20 protein-coding genes and 1 riboswitch are annotated in these 24,895 nt (G+C 42.5%); of the genes, 16 read left to right on the top strand and 4 right to left on the bottom strand.

Annotated elements, in window-relative coordinates:
* Positions 1 to 22: 22 nt before the first annotated feature.
* Together hpf and ACFX4I_RS01995 are read left to right on the top strand one after the other, a co-directional pair.
* The gene (gene hpf / locus ACFX4I_RS01990) at positions 23 to 580 is read left to right on the top strand and encodes a ribosome hibernation-promoting factor, HPF/YfiA family (protein WP_098371577.1); all 558 of its coding nucleotides are present in this window, start codon (positions 23 to 25) and stop codon (positions 578 to 580) included.
* A gap of 645 nt (positions 581 to 1,225) precedes the next feature.
* A riboswitch (cyclic di-GMP riboswitch) is annotated at positions 1,226 to 1,311 on the top strand.
* Between the two features lie 31 nt (positions 1,312 to 1,342).
* Positions 1,343 to 1,483, top strand: a complete 141-nt coding sequence (locus ACFX4I_RS01995; RefSeq protein WP_230301805.1) for an anti-repressor SinI family protein — start codon at positions 1,343 to 1,345, stop codon at positions 1,481 to 1,483.
* Positions 1,484 to 1,632: 149 nt separating this feature from the next.
* Here the strand turns inward: ACFX4I_RS01995 and ACFX4I_RS02000 are convergent, their stop codons facing one another.
* Positions 1,633 to 1,956 (bottom strand): helix-turn-helix domain-containing protein, encoded by a 324-nt coding sequence (locus ACFX4I_RS02000; RefSeq protein WP_063233922.1) that lies wholly within the window; start codon positions 1,954 to 1,956, stop codon positions 1,633 to 1,635.
* Positions 1,957 to 2,375: 419 nt separating this feature from the next.
* On the opposite strand from ACFX4I_RS02000, the gene secA reads away from it, so the two are divergent.
* From secA to ACFX4I_RS02045, 9 genes are all read left to right on the top strand, one after another.
* Positions 2,376 to 4,889 (top strand): preprotein translocase subunit SecA, encoded by a 2,514-nt coding sequence (gene secA / locus ACFX4I_RS02005; protein ID WP_230301806.1) that lies wholly within the window; start codon positions 2,376 to 2,378, stop codon positions 4,887 to 4,889.
* Between the two features lie 170 nt (positions 4,890 to 5,059).
* A protein-coding gene (gene prfB / locus ACFX4I_RS02010; RefSeq protein WP_230301807.1) for a peptide chain release factor 2 occupies positions 5,060 to 6,158 on the top strand; the annotation gives its coding sequence in 2 pieces (ribosomal slippage) (positions 5,060 to 5,122 and positions 5,124 to 6,158; 1,098 coding nt in all).
* A 153-nt stretch (positions 6,159 to 6,311) separates the two neighbouring features.
* Entirely contained in the window at positions 6,312 to 7,175 is an 864-nt protein-coding gene (locus ACFX4I_RS02015; RefSeq protein ID WP_377418813.1) for a YitT family protein, read from the top strand.
* 49 nt (positions 7,176 to 7,224) lie between these two features.
* Positions 7,225 to 7,566 carry a cytochrome c551 gene (gene cccB / locus ACFX4I_RS02020; protein ID WP_076368274.1) on the top strand — a complete coding sequence of 114 codons (342 nt, stop codon included), beginning with the start codon at positions 7,225 to 7,227 and terminating at the stop codon, positions 7,564 to 7,566.
* A gap of 290 nt (positions 7,567 to 7,856) precedes the next feature.
* A complete protein-coding gene (gene ftsE / locus ACFX4I_RS02025; protein WP_076368273.1) occupies positions 7,857 to 8,543 on the top strand; it encodes a cell division ATP-binding protein FtsE in 687 nt (228 codons plus the stop codon).
* A complete protein-coding gene (gene ftsX, locus ACFX4I_RS02030) occupies positions 8,533 to 9,426 on the top strand; it encodes a permease-like cell division protein FtsX (protein WP_377418816.1) in 894 nt (297 codons plus the stop codon). Before ftsE ends, ftsX begins: the two co-directional genes overlap by 11 nt.
* A 91-nt stretch (positions 9,427 to 9,517) precedes the next feature.
* Positions 9,518 to 10,906, top strand: a complete 1,389-nt coding sequence (locus ACFX4I_RS02035) for a murein hydrolase activator EnvC family protein (RefSeq protein WP_377418819.1) — start codon at positions 9,518 to 9,520, stop codon at positions 10,904 to 10,906.
* Positions 10,907 to 11,043: 137 nt separating this feature from the next.
* On the top strand, positions 11,044 to 12,468 hold the full coding sequence (locus ACFX4I_RS02040; RefSeq protein WP_377418822.1) for a S41 family peptidase: 1,425 nt from the start codon (positions 11,044 to 11,046) through the stop codon (positions 12,466 to 12,468).
* Between the two features lie 214 nt (positions 12,469 to 12,682).
* Positions 12,683 to 13,876: a PDZ domain-containing protein gene (locus tag ACFX4I_RS02045; RefSeq protein WP_377418825.1), complete on the top strand. Its 1,194-nt coding sequence runs from the start codon at positions 12,683 to 12,685 to the stop codon at positions 13,874 to 13,876.
* A gap of 65 nt (positions 13,877 to 13,941) precedes the next feature.
* Here ACFX4I_RS02045 and ACFX4I_RS02050 read toward each other — a convergent pair whose 3' ends face one another.
* Positions 13,942 to 14,931 (bottom strand): ABC transporter substrate-binding protein, encoded by a 990-nt coding sequence (locus tag ACFX4I_RS02050; protein WP_230303283.1) that lies wholly within the window; start codon positions 14,929 to 14,931, stop codon positions 13,942 to 13,944.
* A gap of 179 nt (positions 14,932 to 15,110) precedes the next feature.
* Between ACFX4I_RS02050 and ACFX4I_RS02055 the strand changes: the two genes are divergently transcribed.
* Both ACFX4I_RS02055 and ACFX4I_RS02060 read left to right on the top strand, forming a co-directional pair.
* Positions 15,111 to 16,115, top strand: a complete 1,005-nt coding sequence (locus tag ACFX4I_RS02055) for a FecCD family ABC transporter permease (RefSeq protein WP_283932371.1) — start codon at positions 15,111 to 15,113, stop codon at positions 16,113 to 16,115.
* Complete coding sequence (locus tag ACFX4I_RS02060; RefSeq protein WP_230303281.1) at positions 16,112 to 17,167, top strand: FecCD family ABC transporter permease; 1,056 nt, start codon at positions 16,112 to 16,114, stop codon at positions 17,165 to 17,167. The genes ACFX4I_RS02055 and ACFX4I_RS02060 overlap by 4 nt, the downstream gene beginning before the upstream one ends.
* Before the next feature lie 61 nt (positions 17,168 to 17,228).
* On the opposite strand, the gene ACFX4I_RS02065 is transcribed toward ACFX4I_RS02060, so the two are convergent.
* Together ACFX4I_RS02065 and ACFX4I_RS02070 are read right to left on the bottom strand one after the other, a co-directional pair.
* Positions 17,229 to 17,762, bottom strand: coding sequence for a YceI family protein (locus ACFX4I_RS02065; protein ID WP_377418830.1), 534 nt, complete (start codon positions 17,760 to 17,762; stop codon positions 17,229 to 17,231).
* A 425-nt stretch (positions 17,763 to 18,187) separates the two neighbouring features.
* Positions 18,188 to 20,410, bottom strand: a complete 2,223-nt coding sequence (locus ACFX4I_RS02070) for an MMPL family transporter (RefSeq protein ID WP_377418833.1) — start codon at positions 20,408 to 20,410, stop codon at positions 18,188 to 18,190.
* Between the two features lie 281 nt (positions 20,411 to 20,691).
* On the opposite strand from ACFX4I_RS02070, the gene ACFX4I_RS02075 reads away from it, so the two are divergent.
* From ACFX4I_RS02075 to uvrB, 3 genes are all read left to right on the top strand, one after another.
* Positions 20,692 to 22,269, top strand: coding sequence for a catalase (locus tag ACFX4I_RS02075; protein WP_377418836.1), 1,578 nt, complete (start codon positions 20,692 to 20,694; stop codon positions 22,267 to 22,269).
* A 189-nt stretch (positions 22,270 to 22,458) separates the two neighbouring features.
* The gene (locus ACFX4I_RS02080) at positions 22,459 to 22,689 is read left to right on the top strand and encodes a CsbA family protein (protein WP_034309928.1); all 231 of its coding nucleotides are present in this window, start codon (positions 22,459 to 22,461) and stop codon (positions 22,687 to 22,689) included.
* Between the two features lie 219 nt (positions 22,690 to 22,908).
* Entirely contained in the window at positions 22,909 to 24,894 is a 1,986-nt protein-coding gene (gene uvrB, locus ACFX4I_RS02085; protein WP_377418839.1) for an excinuclease ABC subunit UvrB, read from the top strand.
* The last annotated feature ends 1 nt before the right edge of the window (position 24,895 follow it).

The raw sequence follows: 24,895 nt of genomic DNA on the forward strand, positions 1-24,895 counted from the left end.
TAATTTAAGGAGGACTCACTTTATGAATTACAACGTACGCGGTGAAAACATTGAGGTAACTCCAGCAATTCGAGAATACGTCGAAAAGAAAATTGGCAAGTTAGAACGGTATTTTAACAATACACCAGATGCAAATGTGTTAGTGAATTTAAAAGTGAACAATAATACATCTAAGGTCGAAGTGACGATTCCCATGCAGAATTTGGTTCTTCGCGCTGAAGAGGAAAATGCGGATATGTATGCTGCCATTGACTTGATCAATGATAAGCTTGAACGCCAAATTCGTAAACATAAAACGAAGGTCAATCGTAAGTTCCGGAACAATCTTTCTACGACACCCGATGCATTCGCCTTCAATACGGATGTTGACGAAGTGGTGGATGAATTCGAAGACGATAATGATATTGAAGTGGTCCGCAATAAGCGCTTTGATTTAAAGCCGATGGACAGTGAAGAAGCGATTTTACAAATGAATATGCTTGGTCACAGTTTCTTCGTTTACACGAATGCGGATACTAATACAACAAACGTGGTGTACCGCCGAAAAGATGGACGCTATGGATTGATTGAACCTAGTTAAATATTAATCTTAGATCAAAAGCACAACCCAGCCTCTGGGTTGTGCTTTTTTGATAGAATTCGTTGGCTGTTGAATAGGAAAAAACGACTGCTTGTTTTGTTCTCTAAAAAATCCAAAAGTTCATTTCAAAGAACAAAAAATGTTCTTTATTAAGATTAATAGGCATTTTTGCCTATTTTAATACCTCTAACTTTTGCACTATTCTCGAATTGTTGGTTCTTTAAAAAGAACAACTAAATAATTATAAAAATACAATTTGATTAAGGTGCAGAGGGGTTGGATAATTTGTATCAAAAGAATTGCCATACATGCCATAGGTCTTCTTTTAGCAGTGCAACATATGGAAAGTGGCTTTGCCTGACCTGCGGTGAGGATTTAACTGCGCAAAAAGCCCTCGATGCACTTATAATTGAGAGAATCAATACACCCCAACGAAATATGAAGAAGAGCAATAATTACTACTATACAAAAAAACGAAATTGAATTAGTTTATGATAAATTGCCATAACTATAAATTTTCCTAATATTGTAATATTTTGTCGGATGAAAGTTTTTGCATTTATGTGGATTACCGACATAAAATAGCAATATATGGAGTGTGTATCCGTTATAATATGATTACAATTAATGTATTGGTAATAAATACCATGACAAAGGCAAACTTATTGAAAGATTAGGGCGCAAAGGCACAGGCCTAAGGTCCTTGTGACTATGATGGCTGGTCTGCCTGAAATACAAAGAGTATTTTAGGAGGTAGGAGAGGTGGCTAATGTGGCAATGGATCAAGAATGGGTGAAATTGATTTCAGAAGCAAGGAGCTTGGGTTTCAAAAAAGAGGAAATCAGTGCTTTTTTGAAAAGGGCAAGCCTTGAGGTAACTTTTGAGGAGAAGGATGGAAAATAGGTTTCGAACAAGATTGAGAACATCCCTATAAACAGTGGTTCGATTCATTAGCTGTTTATAGGGTTTATTTCTCCTTGAGATTCTGGCGAGTCTAGCTTATTCAAACTGTATTCTTCAGGATTATGTAGGTAAACTAGTGCACTACCACTCTACTCTTCTTTATCTTTTCTCCATTTATTAAACTCGATGAATTCCCTGAATTGTTGTTTCGAAACACCCGAATTCATGGCTTCCTCAACGATTTTCATCCAGTCAGTGTCCAAGGTTTCCTTATTTGGTGCATCATAAAGCAGGGCATCAACAGGAATGTTAAGTACGGCGGAGATTTTTTCAAGAAATTGAATAGAAGGATTCGTTTGTAAGTTCCGCTCGAGCGAACTTAAATAAGACTTTGCCACACCCGCTTTATCGGCAAGTTCAGTCATCGACATTTTCTTTTCTTCTCGCAGTTTTTTTACACGTTCACCAATCATCAATACCACCTCGAAACATGTTCTATTTATCTTCCGCTATTAAGTTTCAGTAGCCCACCTTATCATTCAAAACATGACGCCTGTAAGGTTGGATTACCTTGACATGCTATCGCTAGAGAGGACACATCATCCAGTGATGGAAGGTTATGGGTAATTTTCGTTTGCATATGGAATAGTGGGGAGTTTGCAACATATTTTTTATACTTCCTTCTATTTTAACAGTTTTACTCCTCATTTATCCATTGTTTTTCGCAAGAATTGAATTCAGGTCTATACCAGGGAAGTGACATGAAGTTGTACCTCTAGAATAGAAGTGGTAAAATTAAGCGTGCATTAGTAATAATAGAAGATGTGTTTCTTCTTACTTATATGAATTTAGTCATTGAACGATCATTACCATAATAGAGGAGCGTTATTGAATGCTTAATATATTAAATAAAGTTTTTGATCCGAATAAGCGAGAAATCAAACGTTTAGAAAAAATCGCCGATCAGGTCGAAGCACTCGCTGATGAGACGGCTGCACTATCGGATGAACAGTTGCGTGCCAAAACGGAAGAGTTTAAAGAGCGTTATCAAAATGGGGAAACCGTGGATGATTTGCTTGTCGAGGCTTTTGCGGTTGCGCGTGAAGGTGCAAAGCGTGCTCTGGGCTTATATCCTTACCGTGTTCAAATCATGGGTGGGGCATCCCTTCATGATGGAAATATCTCCGAAATGAAAACAGGGGAAGGTAAAACCTTAACATCCACCATGCCTGTTTATTTAAACGCGCTTACCGGTAAAGGCGTACATGTCGTTACTGTCAATGAATACCTGGCACACCGTGATGCCACCGAGATGGGTGTATTGTATGATTTCCTTGGTTTGACCGTCGGATTGAATTTGAACAGTCATTCTAAAGAAGAAAAGCAGGCGGCGTACAATGCGGATATTACGTACAGTACGAATAATGAGTTAGGTTTTGATTATCTTCGTGACAATATGGTGTTATATAAAGAACAAATGGTACAGCGCCCGCTGCACTTCGCTGTCATTGATGAGGTCGATTCGATTTTGATCGATGAGGCGAGAACGCCATTGATCATTTCCGGTTCCGCACAAAAATCGGCTCAGCTTTATATCCAGGCCAATGCATTTGTGAGAACCTTAAAAAAAGAAACGGACTACACATATGATGAAAAGACAAAAGGTGTTCAGCTCACGGAAGATGGGATGAATCGAGCTGAAAAAGCGTTTAATATCGATAATTTGTTCGATATTAATCACGTTACTTTGAATCATCATATCAATCAGGCGTTAAAGGCGCATGTTTCCATGCATTTGGATGTGGATTATGTGGTCCAGGAAGGCGAGATAGTCATCGTTGACCAATTCACTGGCCGTTTGATGAAAGGCCGCCGTTACAGTGAAGGTCTCCACCAGGCGATCGAAGCGAAAGAAGGACTTGAAATTCAAAATGAAAGCATGACTCTTGCGACGATTACATTCCAGAACTATTTCAGGATGTATGAAAAACTTTCAGGTATGACCGGTACAGCCAAAACGGAAGAAGAGGAATTCCGCAATATTTATAATATGAATGTCATTGCGATCCCGACAAACAGGAATATTATTAGGGATGACAGGGCAGACCTTATATACGCGACAACTGATGGGAAATTCAAGGCTGTTGTGGAAGACATCGCCGAGCGTTATACAAAGGGCCAGCCTGTGCTTGTCGGTACGGTTGCCATCGAAACATCTGAAGTCATATCTGCCTATTTATCCAAAAAAGGAATCCCTCACGATGTTTTGAATGCCAAGAACCATGAGCGTGAAGCGGAAATCATTTTGAATGCAGGTAATCAAGGCTCAGTTACGATTGCTACGAACATGGCAGGGCGCGGTACGGATATCAAGCTTGGTGAAGGTGTCAAGGAGCTTGGAGGCCTTGCTGTAATCGGTACGGAACGTCATGAAAGCAGGCGTATAGATAACCAGCTGCGTGGTCGGTCCGGCCGTCAGGGAGACCCAGGGGTCACTCAATTCTATTTATCAATGGAAGATGAATTGATGCGCCGCTTCGGTTCGGATAACATGAAAAACATGATGGCACGCCTTGGTATGGATGATTCCCAGCCAATTCAAAGTAAAATGGTGACAAGGGCCGTTGAATCCGCACAGAAACGGGTCGAAGGCAATAACTTCGATTCACGTAAGCAATTACTGCAGTATGATGATGTTCTCCGTCAACAACGGGAAATTATATATAAACAGCGTTTTGATGTCATGGAAAGCGAGAACTTACGTGAAATCGTCGAAACGATGATTACGGCATCCATCCAGCGAAATGTTGTCGCGTTTGCACCAATGGGCGATGAGGAAGGCTGGAATTTACAAGGCCTTGTCGACTACCTGAATGGTAACCTATTCAATGAGGGTTCAATCACTGTAGCTGATTTGGAAGGGAAAAATGAATCGGAATTGGTTGAGTTCATTTTAGCAAAAGTGAAAGAAAGCTATGACCAAAAAGAAGAAGAGCTATCTGAAGAACAAATGCGTGAATTCGAAAAAGTAATCGTTCTTCGTGCAGTCGATAGTAAGTGGATGGACCATATTGATGCGATGGAACAATTGCGCCAAGGGATCCACCTTCGTGCTTATGGCCAGATCGATCCGTTACGTGAATATCAATCTGAAGGTTTCGCAATGTTTGAATCCATGATTGCTTCAATGGAAGATGAAGTCGCCAAATACATCATGAAGGCTGAAATCCGCAACAATTTGGAGCGTAAGGAAGTCATAAAAGGACAAGCGGTCAATCCGAAGGAAGAAGACGGGGGAAAAGTGAAAAAAGCCCCTGCCCGTAAAAAGGAAGACGTTGGCCGAAACGCATTATGCCCATGCGGCAGCGGTAAAAAATATAAGAATTGCCATGGCAATTTAGGCTAAAGTTAGGTGTATAATGATTATGAGACGGTTAAGTGTAAAGCTTGCCGCCTCTTTTCATGTTTAGTTTGCATAAAGCAATATATTTGCATATAGTTTGAAGAGGTTTATTTGTAATGAAGCGAATCCCTCTTCAGGGATTTTTTTTAACATACTTAATGAGGTGAAGAGAAATGGAATTAGCAGAAATAAGAAATGAACTTGAACGGACAGCGCAACGATTAACGGACTTTAGGGGGTCTCTTTGACTTAGATGAAAAAGAGGCACGAATCGCACAGCTTGAAAATGAGATGACACATCCCGATTTTTGGAATGATCAGCAAAAAGCCCAAACTGTCATCAATGAAACGAATGCTTTGAAAGAACAAGTCAATCAATTGTCCGATCTGAATGAATCATATGAAAATCTGGATTTGACATATGAATTAGTGAAAGAGGAGAATGATCAAGAACTTTTGGCTGAGCTGGAAGAAGAAATCACGATTCTTTCACAAAAGATGAATGACTTTGAACTTCAACTTTTACTAAGTGAAGAATATGACTCAAAAAATGCCATTCTTGAACTGCATCCTGGTGCAGGCGGAACGGAGTCCCAGGATTGGGGTTCCATGCTGCTTCGTATGTATACAAGATGGGGTGAAAAAAGAGGCTTTAAAGTGGAAACCCTTGATTACCTTCCAGGTGATGAAGCTGGAATCAAGAGTGTCACTTTAATTTTCAAAGGCCATAACGCCTATGGTTATTTGAAAGCGGAAAAAGGGGTACACCGTCTTGTCCGGATTTCTCCTTTCGATTCCTCGGGGAGACGCCATACTTCATTCGTTTCATGTGAAGTCATGCCGGAATTCGATGAGACGATCAATATAGAAATACGCACGGAAGATTTGAAAATCGATACGTACCGGGCAAGTGGTGCAGGTGGTCAGCATATCAATACAACGGACTCCGCAGTCCGGATCACCCATATACCTACGAACACCGTGGTAACGTGCCAAAACGAGAGATCTCAAATCAAAAACAAGGCCCAGGCCATGAATATGCTGAAAGCCAAATTGTATCAACGTGAAATTGAACAGCAACAAGCGGATTTGGATGAAATCCGTGGTGAACAAAAGGAAATTGGCTGGGGCAGCCAAATTCGTTCTTATGTTTTCCACCCGTATTCCATGGTTAAAGATCACCGTACCAGTGCGGAGACCGGAAACTTGGGAGCGGTCATGGATGGGGATATCGATATGTTCATTGATGCTTACTTGCGTTCAAAATTATAAGATCAGCCAGTCGGACCGGTTTCCCGGTCCGGCTTTTTTATGATTTCCTTTTTAACGAATCTTCTGGCTGACATTTACAGGATTGAAAAGGGATGCTCTACCTCATTCGGCCAATACTAGATAATAATGATGGTTCGAGGAGACATATGCAAAATGAAGAAAAGATACCTGGAGCAGAAGCACCCTTTAATTCTAAAGTTAATGGAGTATGGATTGGTGATTGTCGGTTCGGCCATAATTGCCATTGGTTTTAATGTATTCTTACTTCCTAACCAGGTTGCATCCGGAGGGGTCAGCGGGATTAGCACGATTCTCGATTCAACTCTCGGTTGGGAGCCGGCCTACGTTCTTTGGGGGTTTAATATCCCTTTGTTCATTGCGGGGCTTATTATCCTTGGAAGACATTTCGGAGCCAAAAGCCTGATTGGAACCTTGTTTTTGCCTTTAGTGGTATTTCTGACAAAGGATTGGGATGCATGGACGAATGATGCATTGCTTGGTTCGATTTGCGGGGGGATGATGGTCGGACTTGGGCTGGGGATCGTCTTTCGCGGGAAGGGTTCCACAGGGGGGACCGATTTGGCGGCACAGATTTTCCATAAGTATACCCATCTGTCATTAGGGACCTGTGTTGCTGTCATTGATGGAATCATCGTTTTAAGTGCTGCCATCGTTTTTGATATTGAAAAAGGGCTTTATGCATTAATAGGGTTATATGCGACAAGCAAGACGATTGACCTCGTCCAAATTGGATTGAACCGTTCGAAGATGTCATTAATTATCACGAATAAAGAAAAGGAAGTAAGGGATGCTATCATACATGAGCTTGACCGGGGTGTAACAGGCATATCCGGGTATGGCGGCTATACGGATGATACTCGTCCAATTTTGATGTGCGTAATAGACCAGTCGGAATTCACCAAATTGAAACAATTGGTGAAACTCGTTGACCCTAAAGCGTTTGTAATTGTAATGGACGCATCGGAGGTACTCGGGGAGGGTTTTAAACTGGAATGAAATTGGTATAATGTTCTTGTGCTGGTATAAATCAGAGGGGGTAAATTCAATGAAAGTGAAATGGTTAGCCTTAGTTTTGGGTACTTCTTTGGCCTTGGCTGCATGCGGTGGGAATGATGATGCTGCAGATAAAGAGCCTGCAAGTGAAAATAATGAAACGACTACGGCAGGTGCCGGTGATGCCGCTAAAATTTATGAAAACAAATGTTCAAGTTGTCATGCAGTGAATCTTGAAGGCGGCGTGGGACCGAATTTAACGAAGGTCGGTTCTAAGCTTTCGAAAGAAGACATCGAAAAAGTCATTGCGAATGGCCAAGGTGGAATGCCAAAAGGTATAATCCAGGGCAAGGAAGCGAGCATGGTCGCTGAATGGCTTGCTGGACATAAGTAATGATAGACGAAACGTCCTGCTCTAGCAGGACGTTTTAGCCTCCTTTAAAACCTCGAAACAACTCACATTTAATCCCTTATCAAGCAATCAAATCCTGGAATTATTACATAGATGTTGATATATGTCTAACTGAAATGAAACTGTAATATTTTTTATGCTTAATTTGACAAAATATGATGTTATAATGTTTCTGTGCTCAAGTAAGAGAGATTCCTGTCAGATTTCAGTGAAAATTGTCGAAAAAGCTGTTGGTACATAGTGATAATCCAAGCAAATTAGGTGGTTTTAGAATGATAGAAATGATAGATGTGAAAAAGACATATCCAAATGGCGTAATTGCCATTAATGGAATCAATGTGAAAATAAAGGCAGGCGAGTTCGTTTATGTAGTGGGTCCGAGCGGTGCCGGAAAATCGACCTTCATCAAAATGATGTATAGGGAAGAAAAGCCTACAAGCGGTAATATCTTGGTCAATGGCCTTAGCCTGCCAAGTATCCGTAATTCGAAAGTTCCTCTATTCCGCCGTAATATCGGTATGGTATTCCAAGATTTTAAACTCCTTCAAACATTCACTGCATATGAAAATGTTGCTTTTGCCATGGAAGTTATTGAAAAGGAACCAGAAGAAATCAAAAAGAGAGTCATGGAAGTTCTCGATCTGGTTGGCATTAAACATAAAGCGAGGATGCTTCCTTCAGAGTTATCCGGTGGGGAGCAGCAAAGGGTTGCAATAGCCCGTTCGATCGTCAATGACCCTAAGGTAGTCATAGCCGACGAGCCTACAGGTAATCTTGATCCTGAAACATCATGGGAAATTATGAACATATTTGAAGAAATTAATAAACGCGGAACTACGCTTGTCATGGCCACTCATAATAGGGACATCGTCAACAATATTAAACGACGTGTCATTGCCATTGAAAGTGGAAAAATAGTACGCGATGAACATCGAGGTGATTACGGATATGAAATTTAGAACATTGCTCCGTCACTTCCGTGAAAGTTTTAAAAATATTGGCCGTAATGGATGGATGACGTTTGCTTCAGTCAGTGCAGTAACGGTCACTCTAACATTGGTTGGCGTCTTTTTAGTGCTCATGATGAATTTAAATCATATCGCGGGAAATGTGGAGAAAGATGTCGAAGTTCGGGCACATATTGATAATGCGGCGAATGATGACGATATAAAAGCTATCGGTAAGCAAATAACGGAGATGAACGGCATTGAATCAGTGATTTTCTCTCCAAAAGATGAAGAGCTTACTAATTTAATAGATGATTTAGGAGATAATGGTGATGCTTTTAAACCATTTGAACAAGATAACCCATTAAGGGACGTTTATATCATCAAAACGAAATCCCCGCAAGATGTCATCAAGGTGGCAAAAAAGATCGAAGGTATGGAGTATATCCAAAGTGTTAAATATGGACAAGGCTACGTCGAGAAACTATTCAGCTTTGTTAATATTGCTAGAAACATAGGAATCGTTCTTATTGTAGGCTTACTATTTACTGCAATGTTCCTGATTTCGAATACGATTAAAATTACCATTGTAGCCAGAAGAAAAGAAATTGAGATCATGAGGTTGGTAGGGGCGACGAATACGTTCATCCGTTGGCCATTCTTCTTAGAGGGCCTCTGGTTGGGAATCCTCGGTTCCATCATTCCGATAGGTCTGATTGCAGTACTCTACTACAATCTATATAAATATGCAGCACCGCAGATTACGTTCAAATTCATAGATTTCCTGCCTGCAAACCCGTTTATTTATCAAGTTTCGGCCATCCTCATCGTAATTGGTGCCGTTATCGGGATATGGGGCAGCTTGATGTCCGTCAGGAAGTTCTTGAAAGTATAAAAGTATATCTTTACTCGAAAGCCAAAAGAAGCCAGACATAGAGAGACGTTACAAAGCATGTATGTAACGGGTTGAAAGGGGAAATGAAACGTTGAAAAAAAATATCATTGCCATGAATGCCTCCATCATGATCGGGTTGGGAAGCATTCTAGCGGCACCTTCGGTTTATGCTGAGTCGATTTCGGATTTAGAAAAACAGAAAGAATCCATCCTGGAAAAACGTTCGGGTGTTGAATCGAATATTTCTGAAACGGAAAAGAAAATCGATAACCTGCAGGATAAGCAAATGACAGCAGAAGATCAAATCGCTGCCATTGAAGCGAAAATTGACGAGTCCGCAAAAAAGATCGATGCTAAAAATGCTGAAATTACTCAAACGAAAAAAGAAATCGAGGCATTGAAAGAAGAGATTAAAGTAATTAAAGAGCGGATCGCCAAACGTAATGAAGTATTGAAGGAAAGGGCCCTTTCTTTCCAGGAGACTGGCGGGGACGTGAACTACCTTGAAGTATTATTCGGATCATCCAGTTTTGGGGATTTAGTTGACCGTGTCGGAGCTGTAGCGACAATCGCTGAAGCCGACCGCGATATTTTAAGGCAGCATGAGCTGGATAAAAAAGAACTGGAAGAAAAGCAAAAAGCCGTTGAAACGAAGCTTGCCAGTTTAGAAGTGGCAAAAGCTGAACTATTGGAAATTCAAAAGCAACAAAAACAGCAGAAGCAAGAAAAGGATGCCTTGGTTAAGAAATTAAAGCAACAAACTGAAAAGCATGAACATGAGAAGATGGGTCTAGAGGAAGAAAAAGCGAATCTTGCGGCTCAAGAAAAAGCGATCAAATCAGCCATCAGCTTAGAGCATCAACGTCTTGCCGAATTGGAAGCAGCTCGTAAAAAAGCGGCAGCCGAAGCGAAAAAACGTGCAGAGCAAGAAGCTGCGCAAGCTGCAGCACAAGCAGCATCACAAGCATCCGAATCAAAAAAACAATCCACTTCTTCAGGATATAGTGCAAAAAGCAACAGTTCAACATCATCATCACCTTCACCTTCTGCGTCTAATGTAAGTCAAGCGCCAGCTGTATCATCTGGTACTTTCACTAGACCAAGTGCAGGATATGTATCTTCAACAATGGGTGAACGTTGGAATAAACAGCATGCCGGCATCGATATAGCTGCTAGCGGAACGGTTCCAGTTGTAGCGGCAGCCGACGGAGTCGTAAGCCGTTCTTACTTCTCAAGTACATACGGTAACGTCGTCTTTGTTACACATTCAATTAGCGGTCAGCAATGGACTACTGTGTATGCACACTTAAGTTCTAGACAAGTAGGCGAAGGTGCTGTAGTTGCCAAAGGTCAACAAGTTGGCATCATGGGTAACACAGGACATTCCTTTGGTCAGCATTTACACTTTGAGCTACATAAAGGCCCATGGAATTATAGCAAGTCAAATGCTGTTAATCCATTAAACTATATAAATATTTAATACCCAATACATTGGAAAAACAGACAGGGATAAATTCCTTGTCTGTTTTTTTTGTATGGTGTCCATTTTCTATAAGCATATTCTTTCCATTCCCTTCATATAGTGAAATACATATCAGGTCAGAAATGGGGATAAATATGGTCAAAAAATGGGTACTTCCTCTAGCAATCATCATGTCACTAGCCATTGGAGCAGTGGGGGGCATATATTGGACAAGCCTTCCGGTCAAGAATGAAGCAAAGGATGAAAGCCAAGTAATATCAAAGGATAAGGAATGGGCAAAAGTTGAACAAGCTTACGGTTTGATCGTAAGTCAGTATGTAGAACAGGTGGACGGTTCCAGCCTGGTCGAGGGTGCCATCCAAGGCATGCTGTCAGCGTTGAAAGATCCTTATTCCGTATATATGGACAAGGAGACCGCTAAGCAATTTAATGAAACCTTGGACTCCTCTTTTGAAGGGATTGGGACTGAAATCGGAATGGAAGATGGTAAGGTCATCATTGTTTCTCCTTACAAAGATTCGCCAGCTGAAAAAGCAGGATTAAAGCCGAAAGATCAAATCCTTAAGGTGAATGGTGAGAGTGTAGAAGGTTTGGATCTGTATGAGACACGCCTGAAAATCCGTGGCGAAAAAGGATCACCCGTCAAAATGGAAATAAAGCGGTCCGGGGTGGATAATCCTCTTGAATTCAATATGGTGCGTGCCGAAATCCCGTTGGATACCGTATTTTCATCAATTAAGGAAGTCGCCGGAGAGCAAATCGGTTATATCGAGTTGACCACATTCTCGGAAAATACTGCGACTGATTTCAAAAAGCAGTTGAAGGAGCTGGAAAAGCAGGGAATCAAGGGCTTGGTCATAGATGTACGCGGCAATCCAGGCGGCCTTCTTTCCAGTGTGGAAACGATTCTTGGCGAGTTTATCACGAAAGACAAACCCTATTTGCAAATTGCGGAAAGAACGGGAGAAACACAATCGTTTTTTACAAGTCTTAAGAAAGCGAAAAGTTATCCCATTGCCGTCTTGACGGATAAAGGCAGCGCCTCAGCCTCGGAAATCCTGGCTGGCGCGATGCAAGAGGCGGGAGGCTATCCATTGGTCGGTGAGAAGACCTTCGGGAAAGGTACAGTACAGCAAGCTGTACCAATGGGTGATGGCAGTAAGATTAAACTTACGTTATATAAGTGGCTGACGCCTTCAGGGAACTGGATCCATAAAAAAGGGATCAAACCGACAATCAAAGTGGAACAACCGGAGTATTTTGATGCACATCAGCTGTCCGTTGAGAAGGTGTTGCAGCGGGATATGAATGATGAACAAATCCAATATGCCCAAAGCATTCTGAAAGGACTTGGATTTGAACCGGGTCGTGAGGATGGATATTATGACTGGAGTACAGAAATCGCAGTAAAAGCATTCCAAAAACAATTTGGCCTTGATGTGACTGGTAAACTGGACGCTAAAACCGCAGCACATCTGGAATCCGCCATTCTGGATAAGATCCAGGATGAAGATAATGATATACAGTTACGCACGGCTTTGAATTATTTAGTGAAATAAATTGATGGCACCGTTCCCCTTGGAGCGGTGCCTCTTTTGCATTTGATCGAGACCCGCCTGCGAACATGAAGGCAGTATAGGGGAAACTTAAGATAAAGCTACTTTTTCTGCATCTTAATAGGCATGAAGGTTACATTTTTGATAGAATAGGAGATAACTGACCAGAACGAAATTTGACAAAATTTTGATTACTTTTGAGGATGGTGGAAAGAAATTGACAACGGATTGGCTGACTGCATGCTTAATGGGATTAGGAAAACTCTTCCTTCATCCTTTGCTTTATGTTTCGATTGCCTATTGTTTATTCATCGGCTATCTTCGCGTTAAACGGGAACGCCATGATTTCAATACGAAGATTTACAGTTTTTCCATGGAGCTGCGTTCCATGTTACCTCAAGGTTTGATATGGGGATTGATCCTTTCCTTCCTCACGCTGGCTACTGGACTGGCCATTCCTTTGGCGGCTCTGTTCATCATGGCAGTGGTTACGGTTTTGTCCATGCTATCCATGAAAAAGAGGTTTGTTTCCCCCGTTTATACAGTGGGACTCACCTTCTTTATCCTTTTCTTTTTATATGATAGTGAAATCCAGCTGACTTTATTTCAGGATGCCTTTAATCAGCTGGATCGGTCCGTATATCCGACACTTGTTATTTTGATAGGGTTATTACTGATTGCTGAAGGGTTTTTGATTGCTGGCAAAGGAAGTGAAAAGGTCTCTCCTCAGTTGGAGGTATCCAAGAGGGGGCAGCCGATAGGTGTGTATGTTTCACAGCGAATCTGGCTAATTCCCATGTTCGTTTTGATTCCTGGAGGACAGCTTCCAGTGCCTTTCGAATGGTATCCGGTTTTTTCAATCGGGGACATGTCCCTATCGCCGATCGTACTGCCCATTTTAATCGGCTTTAAGCAAAAAGTTCATGGGACGCTTCCGGAACTGGCCATTAGGGCGCAAGGCAAAAAGGTAGGGGCATTGGGAATTGTGATTACGCTGTTAGCGGCAGTTGGTTACTGGTACCCTCCATTGGCAATCATAACGGCTGTTTTAGCAATCCTTGGTCGTGAATTCCTGCACTATACCCAAAAGGCAATGGATCAAAAGCTTCCTTTTTATTTTTCGAAAAGTAAGCTGGGTGTCCAGATCTTAGGCGTTATCCCTCAATCTCCGGCAGATAAAATGGGGTTGCAAAAAGGCGAGGTCATTTCGAAAATAAATGGGGTCGTCGTCAGGGAAGAAGAAGAGTTATACAGGGCGCTACAAATAAACCGGGCACATTGTAAGCTTGAGGTCATCGATAATAATGAACAGATTCGTTTTGTGCAAAGAGCTCTTTTTGACGGGGAGCATTACGAATTGGGCATCTTGTTCGTAGACGATCAATTAAAGGAAAGCGGACAAGTGGGTTAATGACACATTCATATAAAATAAAAGGCCTTTCTCGAATTATATCGAGAAAGGCCTTTTATTCTATATTACTTTTCAAGCATGATCTTTTCTATATCGTCCAGCATTTTATTAGCTGCAATTACTCCGCCAGCTGTATTCCATATTGCGTCGCTAACCTCATGGGCATTTCCATTTTTGACTGCATCAAGGTTTTTCCAAAGTGGATCATTAGTCCATTCTTTTGCTGTGCTTAGGGCTTGTTTGTCCCCTTCAGGAGCGTAAGTGAAGTAGAAAAGAATATCTCCGTCCATTTTAGGGATGACTTCTTTCCCAACCTCAATGGCAAGGTTACCTAATTTATTATCTGCAGTGAAAAGTTCCTTCTGTTGTTCTGCACGTTTAAATCCTAATTGATCGAAAATCACTCCAGAGAATGAATCTGTGTAATAAATACGAGTAGTTCCAGCCATGAAACGAACAATGGAAACTTCTTGATTTACTTTATCACCCAATTTAGCTTTAAGATCTTCTGTGTGTTTATCGAATTCTGCAATTACATCGTTACCTTTTTCTTCAAGGTTCAAGGCTTTTGCATAAAGTTTAAAGTTTTCTTTCCAATCTCCTCTTAGCGTTTCCGAGAAAACGGTAGGGGCGATCGCATTTAATTTATCATAAACAGCTTCTTGGCGTATCTTGCTTCCGATAATCAAGTCAGGCTTCAGTGATGCGATTTTTTCTAAGTTAACTTCATGTTCAACACCAACAACTTCGACCCCATCCATATCATCTTTAATATGGTCGTACCAAGGGTCACCAAGCCATGATTGAACGGCACCAACAGGTTTAATTCCTAAAGCAAGCAATGCCTCAGTGCCTTCATTTGTTAGAACGACCACTCTTTTAGGCGTTTCTTTCAACTCGGTAGTGCCCATGGCATGCTCAATTGTGTAGCTTTTATCCTCTTTCTTGTCTTCAGCTTTATTTCCATCGGCTTTATCATCCGAATTCCCGCAAGCTGCTAGAAGAAAGACTGCAAATATTGTAAAAATCGTTAATAATGACTTAACTTTAAACATCTATGTACCCCTCCCAATTTTTCAGCAAATGATAATCATTCGCACTTAACAGCATCATCATAAAATGAATATACTTTTCTGTCAATATATAAATGAAAATGATTCTCAAATTCATTGACATAATCCTGTTACCACCAGTAAAATATTACTATACAAACGTGATTGGAAAGGTAACTGATATGTTATTAAAATATACATGGCAGAAATGGATGGGGCTGTTCATTACCATTCTTTTGCTGCTGTTTTTACTGTGCTCAAGCATTGTATACGGTTATACAGATACAACCTGGAAAATGGCCATCGATGCTTTTACACATTTCAATGGGACGAATGAACACATTGTCATTCAATCAGTCAGACTTCCGCGTGCCCTGATCGCTTCGGCAATTGGTGCAAGTTTAGCCATCTCCGGGGTTTTGATGCAAACGCTAACTAAAAACCCCCTGGCCTCTCCAGATATATTCGGGGTCAACGCCGGAGCGGGATTGGCGGTTGTCACTGGGGTCACTGTTTTTGGGATAAGCAACCTTCAAGTATTCACATGGCTCTCATTCATAGGGGCGGCCATAGCCGCGATAAGCATATATATGATTGGAAGCATGGGACGCGGCGGCTTGACACCGATGAAGCTGACATTGGCTGGTGCAGCCATGACGGCCATGGTAGCTTCACTTACACAAGGTCTTCTTGTTTCTAATGAGGCTCTTTTAGAGCAAGTCCTATTCTGGCTTGCCGGATCCGTTTCCGGCAGAAGTCTAGACAATTTAGTTGCCGTCCTGCCTTATCTTGTCGTAGGTTGGGGCCTTGCCTTGATCATGTCCGGTAAAATGAATGTGTTATCAATGGGTGAAGATGTTGCAAAAGGCCTTGGACTGAATATAGTTTTCCTTAAACTGGTTCTGGGGCTGGCAATCATCCTGCTCGCTGGCGGATCAGTGGCGGTTGCTGGTCCGATTGGCTTTATAGGAATCGTCGTTCCGCATCTTACCCGTTCTATAGTAGGCATCGATCATCGCTGGTTGATTCCCTTCTCTGGACTTTTCGGGGCGGTGCTTTTGATTGCAGCCGATGTCATCTCCAGGTATATCCTGATGCCTCGAGAAATTCCGGTTGGAGTCATGACAGCCATAATCGGGACCCCATTCTTTATTTATATAGCCAGAAAGGGGTTCAGCGGTCGATGAAGTCATATAAAAGCTTTCGTTTGTTTAATGAAAAAATATCATTCTTGATGGATAAAAAAGCTATGATCGTGATTTTCATATTATTTTTAGTCACTTCGCTAGTGTTTGTGATCAGTACTGGAGTGGGTGAAATGAATATAAATCCGCTAAGTGTCCTCCAGGTCTTTATCGGAGGGGGGACGGAGAGCGATCGGCTTGTTATCCAATCTTTCCGCCTTCCTAGAATAATTGTTGCCCTGTTGGTAGGGATGGGCCTTGCAGTAGCTGGAGGAATCCTTCAAGGGATGATTCGAAATCCACTTGCTTCGCCTGATATCTTGGGGATAACAGGAGGAGCGACTGTAGCGGTCGTTGGATTCTTGGCCATTTTTAGCGATAAGAATCATTCTTTAACAGTGAGCATCAATTGGCTGCCGTTAGCTGCATTCATTGGGGCGACAGTCGTGGCCTTACTTGTTTATTCCTTAGCCTGGAAAAATGGAGTTCCCCCGATAAGGCTTGTGTTGATCGGGATTGGGGTGATGGCTTTAATGAAGGCACTCACAACGATGATGATGATTCTTGGCCCGGTTTTTCAAGCGAGCCAGGCAAACCTTTGGATCACGGGGTCAGTGTCTAACTCCACCTGGAATAATATCGCTGTACTGGCACCATGGACGATGCTATTCCTATTAATTGCCTTCCTGTATGCCAGAAATATTAATTTACAGGAGCTAGGCGATGACCTTGCAACGGGGCTTGGGGGACACGTCCAAAAACAGCGGTTTGCATTATTGATGATCAGTACGGCCTTGATTGGTGGTTCCACAGCTTTTGCCGGCGGAATAGGATTTGTGGGATTAATGGCACCCCACATGGCCAGAAGGCTGGTTGGTTCGAGTTTTGGAGTGTTATTGCCCACTTCAGCTTTGCTTGGTGGCATCCTGGTTATGGTAGCGGATTTGATTGGACGGACCCTGTTCTCACCTTTGGAAATACCGGCTGGTGTCTTCACAGCGAGTATCGGGGCACCATACTTCATTTATTTACTTTATAAAACGAGGAATTCTTAAATCGGGTTAAATGCATGCAGAAAGAAGCAGCCATCCTAGGGATGGCTGCTTCTTTATTTCATTAAGCTTCTTTAGCTGCTTCGATTTCGATGGTAAGCGTGATTTGATCGCCGATCAGTACGCCGCCTGTTTCTAATGCCGCGTTATAGGTTAGACCATAATCACTGCGTTTGACTTTCCCTTTTCCGCTAAATCCTGCTTTTTCATTTCCCCATGGATCTTTCCCTTGGCCTTCGAAGGTGATGTTGAAAGTTTCTTCTTGTGTGATTCCATTAAGAGTCACATTTCCGGTTACATCGTATTCATCTTCATCCGTTTTCACGATTTTTGTTGATTTGAATGTTAAAGTAGGATTGTTTTCTACATCAAAGAAGTCAGCGGAACGCAAGTGATTATCCCGGTCTGCATTGCGTGTGTCAATACTGGCCACATCAACGGTAAAGTCGATTTCTGCAGCTGTTAGATCCAATGGGTTTGCTAGAATGTTTGCTTCGAACTTATTAAAACTTCCTTTTACTTTAGCGATCATCATATGTTTTACGGAAAATTCAATAGCACTGTGAGTCGGATCGACTGTCCATTTTGTATTTGTCATGTTTATTCCTCCTGATTAGTAATCTTGAAATTATATATCTTTAATTTGAGATATCTTAACTTAATGTAATTATAAGAGGTGAAAGCAATAGTGTCAACTGAAAGTTTTCCTTAATTTTGAAAACATGAAAAACCCTGTGCATTTATGGGGCACAGGGTTTCAGACTGTAGACGAACTCGATGAAATCAAGTTTGTCTCAGTTTTTATGAAGGTTTATAAAACCTCGAACGTCGATTTCCACTCCAGGCACTCGCTTTCCGCGGGCGGTCCGGGAGCCTCCTCGGCGCGCTTTTCCCGCAGGAGTCTCGCACCTTCCGTTCCAATCAACTTTGTTTTGAAATTTTAGGTAAAACCCCTTTTGTCAACAAACTCAAACCCTGTGAAATTATGGGGCACAGGGTTTTTTCTCATGAAGACTATCTATATTAATTGGCATGTTCTTTCTCTTCTTGATTGGTCACTTTACTCGGCCAAAAAGCACGGCGGCCAAGTAGGGCGGTGATTGCAGGAACAAGGAACGGGCGCACAATGAATGTGTCCATTAACACACCAAGAGCGGTAATGAGCCCGAATTGGACCAATACTTGAATCGGAAGTGTGGCTAGAACGGAAAAAGTGGCTGCCAAGATTATTCCGGCGGAGGTGATGACACCGCTAGTTTCGGCAACGCCCTTTCTGATGGCCTGCTTGATTGGCATCGTTTCTTTCTTACGCCAAATGCTTGAAACCATGAAAATGTTATAATCCTCTCCAAGTGCGACCAGGAATACGAAAGAATAAAGTGGAATTGTCCCCTCTATCGCATCGACACCCATGAAATAATGCAGGATAATCCAACCTAACCCCATAGCTGCAAAGAATGAGAGAATGACTGTCCCCATTAAATACACCATGGCTGTCACAGATCGCAAGTAGGCTAAAAGGAGTAGGAAAATCAGGACGATGATGATCGGGATGATCATGAATTCATCGGATTTGACGGTATCCCTTTTATCGAATTGAGTCGCAGTCTGCCCGCCAACCCAAACCTTTTCATCAACGGAAGATATATTGGCGGCCTTCAATTCTCTCTCCGCCATTTTGCGGATTTCCGGAATGGAATCAATGGCCTCGATAGCATATGGGTTCAAGTTGAACGTGATCTCATAGGATTGCAGATCTTTATTGGATTTACTTATGACTGGATCGGCAACATTTTCAACAATATTCATCCTCTCTAATGCCGGCGCTAAATCGATATCTTCACCATCCGTATCGATAACCACTGTGGCTGGTGCCAGTTCTCCCGGTGAGTACGAGTCGGAAATGACAGAATAGCCTTCACGGGAGTTCATATCTTCAGGGAAGGAAGAGAGAATATCATATGAATATTTTATTTGTGAAGAATATCCAGCCAAAACACTGAAGATGATCAGGCATGTAAGAATGACAGTCCATGGCTTAGTCGTGACGATATGACCAATCCATTTACCAATGCGGCCGTATTTATGCTTTTTGGCTGCTTTTCCCTTTTTCTTGGCCCGTGCTTCTTCCATTTCAGGTGTACGCGGGACGATTGGGAAGAAGGAAGCCCTTCCGAATACAGAAAGCAATGCCGGTACAAGTGTCAAAGCTGCCAGCATCATGATTAAAATCGACAAGCTGAATGGTACAGCGAAACGGTGGTAGGCTCCGTATTTGGCTACAAGCAATGTTAGCAGGGAGATGACGATCGTTAGCCCGCTCATCGCAATGGCGCCTGATGAATCTTTAAATGCGGCAATCATGGCTTTCCGTTTGCTTTCATGATTCCTTAATTCACTTCTGTAGTGAGAAATTAAAAATAGGCAATAATCCGTTCCGGCACCGAATAATAATACGGTCATGATTGAAATGGCCTGTGAATCGACTGTAATCCAACCATGATCTGCCATGAAGCCAAGGATCGGGCTTGTGACAATATATGCGAAGCCTACTCCGATTAAAGGAATTATGGCTAAAAGCGGAGAGCGGTAAATGAGTAATAATACGACAAGTACAAGTATTACTGTCGCTAAAAGCAATTTGAAATCAGCACCTGAAAATAAACCCGTTGCATCGACTGATATCCCTACAGGGCCTGTCACTCGAAGGGATAATTCATCTGAATCGGTCGGGACCTTGAATGGATCCGATCCAATGCGTTCCGATACTTGCTCATTAATGCTTTCAAGATTTTTTTCGAGAATTTCAGTCTCGGTCTTTTCTTTAAAGAAAAGCGGCTGTACGAAAGTCGTTCCATCTTCTGAAACCGATCCTTGAAGAGCAGGCAACGGAATTTCATGAAGCGGCGGTAAAAAAGATTGCTGTGTCAATGGGTTATCTGTCAGTTCTTTGGAAAGGTACTGGATTTCAGCCAAGTCGGCCTTTGTCAGTCCACTTTCCCGATGCCATGTAAGGAGGGCAGGTAATCCAGAGGATTTTGGAAACTCTTCTTTAATAAGTTCATCAGCCACGACAGAAGGTGAGTCTTCAGGCAAGTCTGCGGCATTATTTGCTGTTCGATCATTTACGGCAGGCAATGTGAAGGTTAATGCGATTGCTGCAGTTATCCATACAGCAATGACAACCCAACGACTGGTTTTTCCGGTCATCATCCTGCCAAGTCTTCCTAATATTGATTCGTCCAATGAAGGCACCCCGCTTTTTGAATTTTTTATCCTTAGTTCATTATAATGGGGCGCTGTTCTCATATACAAAAATGGGTATGCTTCCTCCATGTTTCTACTAAATGCTTCAAAGCTTTCTTATCATTATATGATTTACACGAGTTGTTAATGGCATAAATATATGATCAGCGATATAGGGGGAAATTTAACTAATTTCAAGTGAATTTGAAGATTGAAGAGTGAAATATAGGGAATAGGGGAAAGTATAGTATTGTGGCTTTCATTAACATAGGAGGGATATTTTGTCTGATAAATCCAAAAAAACAAATGATGAATCGAAAGAAACATTAACGAACAGGCAAGGGCACCCGGTAACGAATAACCAGAGTCTTAGAACTGTAGGAAACAGAGGTCCTAGTACACTTGAGAACTATGATTTTCTGGAAAAGATCAGCCACTTCGATAGGGAGCGTATCCCTGAACGGGTGGTGCACGCCCGTGGTGCAGGTGCACATGGTTATTTCGTTCCGACCGGTAAAGCGGGAGACGAGCCTATTTCAAAGTATACGAGAGCGAAGGTTTTTCAGGAAGAAGGTAAAAAAACCCCGGTATTCGTGAGATTTTCATCTGTTATTCATGGAGGGACGTCCCCGGAAACGTTACGTGATCCCAGGGGATTTGCCGTTAAATTTTATACGGAGGATGGAAACTGGGATCTTGTAGGCAATAACCTGAAAATTTTCTTTATCCGTGATGCCATGAAATTCCCGGATTTGATTCATGCCTTCAAACCCGATCCGGTCACGAATATTCAGGACGGCAGGAGGATTTTCGATTTTTGCTCGAGTTCACCTGAAACATTCCATATGATTACCTTTGTGTTTTCCCCATGGGGCATTCCAGCTAACTACCGCATGATGCAAGGGTCAGGGGTCAATACTTATAAATGGGTGAATGAGGAAGGGAAAGCGGTGCTTGTCAAGTATCACTGGGAACCGAAACAAGGGATCAAGAACCTGACACAGCAAGAGGCAAATGAAATTCAAGCTACGAATTTCAATCATGCCACACAGGATCTATATGAAGCGATCGAACGCGGGGACTATCCTGAATGGGATCTCAACGTACAGATCATGAGTGATGATGATCATCCTGAGTTGGATTTTGATCCGCTGGATGATACGAAAATCTGGCCGAAAGATGAGTTCCCATGGCTGCATGTCGGTACGATGGTATTGAATAAAAACCCTGAAGACTATTTCACTGAAGTCGAACAAGCTGCATTCGGCACCGGTGTCCTAGTGGATGGATTGGACTTTTCTGATGACAAGATGTTACAGGGACGTACATTCTCTTATTCCGATACACAGCGTCACCGTGTTGGTGCGAATTATCTGCAATTGCCGATTAATGCTCCAAAGAAACCAACAGCCACGAATCAGACTGGCGGACAGATGCAATATGAAGTTGGCAGAGGCAGCCAAAGCCCCCACATCAACTACGAACCATCAACTGTCGGCGGCTTGAAAGAAGCCAAGCAGACGGGCAAGGAGTATACACCTATGGTGGAAGGGAAACTTGTTCGTGAGACAATCGATCGCCAAAACAATACGAAACAGGCTGGTGAAACATTCCGTGAATTCGAGGATTGGGAAAAAGACGATTTAATTTCCAATTTAGTGGCGGCATTGGCTCCTGCCGACAAGCGCATTCAAGTAAAAATGATAGCTCTTGCCGAAGAGGCCGATGAAGAGTATGGCCGCAGATTGAAAGAGGGACTGGCCGCGGCTTCTGAACATACGGATTCTTCAAAACCTCTGGGCGGGACGGATAACACTGAGGATGCCGCTAGAAAAGGACATGAAGCGGATCCATATTGATTGGGCTGAAAAGAAGCAAACTTCCCTTTAAAGGGGTTTGCCTCTTTTTTTTATGGGCATAATTGGAGGATGTGTTGAATGTTCTTCTAATGATGCCTTGAAAATCAAGTAGGAAATTGATTGGCAAAAAACTTGATAATCATTTAAACTGAAACTACTCTATTTTTCTCTTATAAAGGAGATGAAAAAATGATTAAAATTCTTTCTGCCCTTTTCCTTCCTTGTCTACTTGTCATGCTATTTTCAAGAGTCACCTATAACAATGTCGTGGGCCTTGTTTTAACTGTTGCCTTGATTACAGCTTCCGCATATAAAGGTTATACGCATACGAACTTATTGATCATCGTCGATGCCTTATCCCTGACAGTGGGATTTTGGTTATCAAAAAGAATGATGAAACGTACATCCAAGAGCGCCTGACACCAAAGGTGCTTTTTTTGTACTCAAACATGTCATTCCCCTCAACAAATCATGAAGTCCATAAAGCAAAAATAGAATGGATGTTCGCTTATTGCTGGTTTGTTTTAAGGCTATTGTGGTAGAATGTGTATATATGCTTTATTAAACCGGAATAAATAGAAGGGATATAGGCATGTCCCCGTTTTCATATAAAAATATTTCAATAGGAGGCTATGCTTGGTGAAGGATAAGTTTGAGTTAGTCTCAAAATACTCTCCTCAAGGAGATCAACCGGCAGCGATTGAAATGCTGGTCGAAGGGATTAAGGAAGGCAAGGAAATGCAGACGTTGTTGGGGGCAACGGGGACAGGTAAAACGTTCACCGTTTCCAATGTGATTCAAAGAATCAACAAACCGACTCTTGTCATTGCCCACAATAAAACGTTGGCAGGGCAGCTTTACAGTGAGTTCAAAGAGTTCTTCCCTAATAATGCCGTTGAATACTTCGTTAGCTATTATGATTACTACCAGCCAGAGGCTTATGTTCCATCCACGGATACATTCATCGAAAAAGATGCAAGCATCAATGATGAAATCGATAAACTGCGTCACTCGGCAACCTCATCTTTGTTCGAAAGGAAAGATGTCATCATCATTGCCAGCGTTTCGTGCATATATGGACTCGGTTCCCCTGAAGAGTACCGGGAGATGATTGTTTCCCTCCGAACAGGCATGGAAATAGACCGGAATGCCTTGCTGCACAGACTCGTTGATATTCAATATGAGAGGAATGATATTGCTTTCCAAAGGGGGACCTTCCGCGTTCGCGGCGACGTGGTCGAAATTTTCCCGGCTTCACGTGATGAACATTGCGTACGGGTCGAGTTTTTCGGGGATGAGATTGACCGCATCCGTGAAGTCGATGCCCTGACTGGTGAAATTACTGGTGAACGAGAACATATCGCCATTTTCCCGGCTTCCCACTTCGTAACCCGCGAAGAGAAAATGCGGATAGCCATTCAAAATATCGAAACGGAACTGGAAGAGCGTTTGAAGGAATTAAGGGAAGATGAAAAACTCCTTGAAGCGCAGCGCTTGGAGCAGCGGACCCGTTATGATTTGGAAATGATGCGGGAAATGGGCTTTTGTTCAGGGATCGAGAACTATTCCCGCCATTTAACCCTTCGTCCCTCAGGTGCGACACCATATACTTTAATGGATTACTTTCCAGAGGACTTCTTATTGGTCGTGGATGAATCACACGTAACCCTTTCGCAAATCCGCGGAATGTTCAATGGAGATCAAGCGCGGAAGCAAGTGCTCGTCGATCATGGCTTCCGTCTGCCGTCTGCAAAAGATAACCGCCCGCTAAGATTTGAAGAATTTGAAAAAAAGGTACATCAATCCATATTCGTTTCGGCAACTCCGGGACCATATGAACTCGAACATACGCCAGAAATGGTTCAGCAGATCATCCGTCCTACCGGATTGCTGGATCCGACAGTAGAAGTGCGGCCAATTGAAGGGCAAATAGATGACTTGATCGGTGAAATACAGGAGCGCGTCAAAAAGAACGAGCGTGTGCTCATTACGACCTTGACGAAAAAGATGTCTGAAGATTTAACTGATTATTTAAAGGAAATCGGCATCAAGGTCCAATATCTTCATTCGGAAGTGAAGACCTTGGAAAGGATAGAAATCATCCGGGAACTTCGAATGGGCAAATATGATGTACTCGTTGGAATCAATCTTTTAAGGGAAGGCCTGGATATACCGGAAGTGTCATTGGTGACCATTCTGGATGCCGATAAGGAAGGGTTCCTTCGCTCGGAACGCTCGCTTATTCAAACGATGGGCCGTGCAGCCCGTAATGCCAACGGCCACGTCATCATGTATGCGGACCGCATCACGAATTCGATGGAACTTGCCATCAGTGAAACGAGGCGGCGCCGTGAAATCCAGGAAAATTATAATAAAGAGCATGGAATAATGCCACAAACCATTCAAAAGGATATCCGAGACTCCATAAGGGCGACTCATGTAGCCGAAGAAGGCGAAGAGTATAAAGAAGACCTTGCACCAAGCCTCGCGAAGCTCCCTAAAAAAGAGCGTTTAAAAGTGATGGAGAGCATGGAAAAAGAAATGAAGGAAGCGGCAAAGGCACTGGATTTCGAGCGAGCTGCCGAGCTGCGTGATTTATTACTAGAGTTGAAAGCGGAAGGGTGAC

Source organism: Peribacillus sp. YIM B13472, from assembly GCF_042788005.1.
Classification (GTDB): domain Bacteria; phylum Bacillota; class Bacilli; order Bacillales; family DSM-1321; genus Peribacillus; species Peribacillus simplex_E.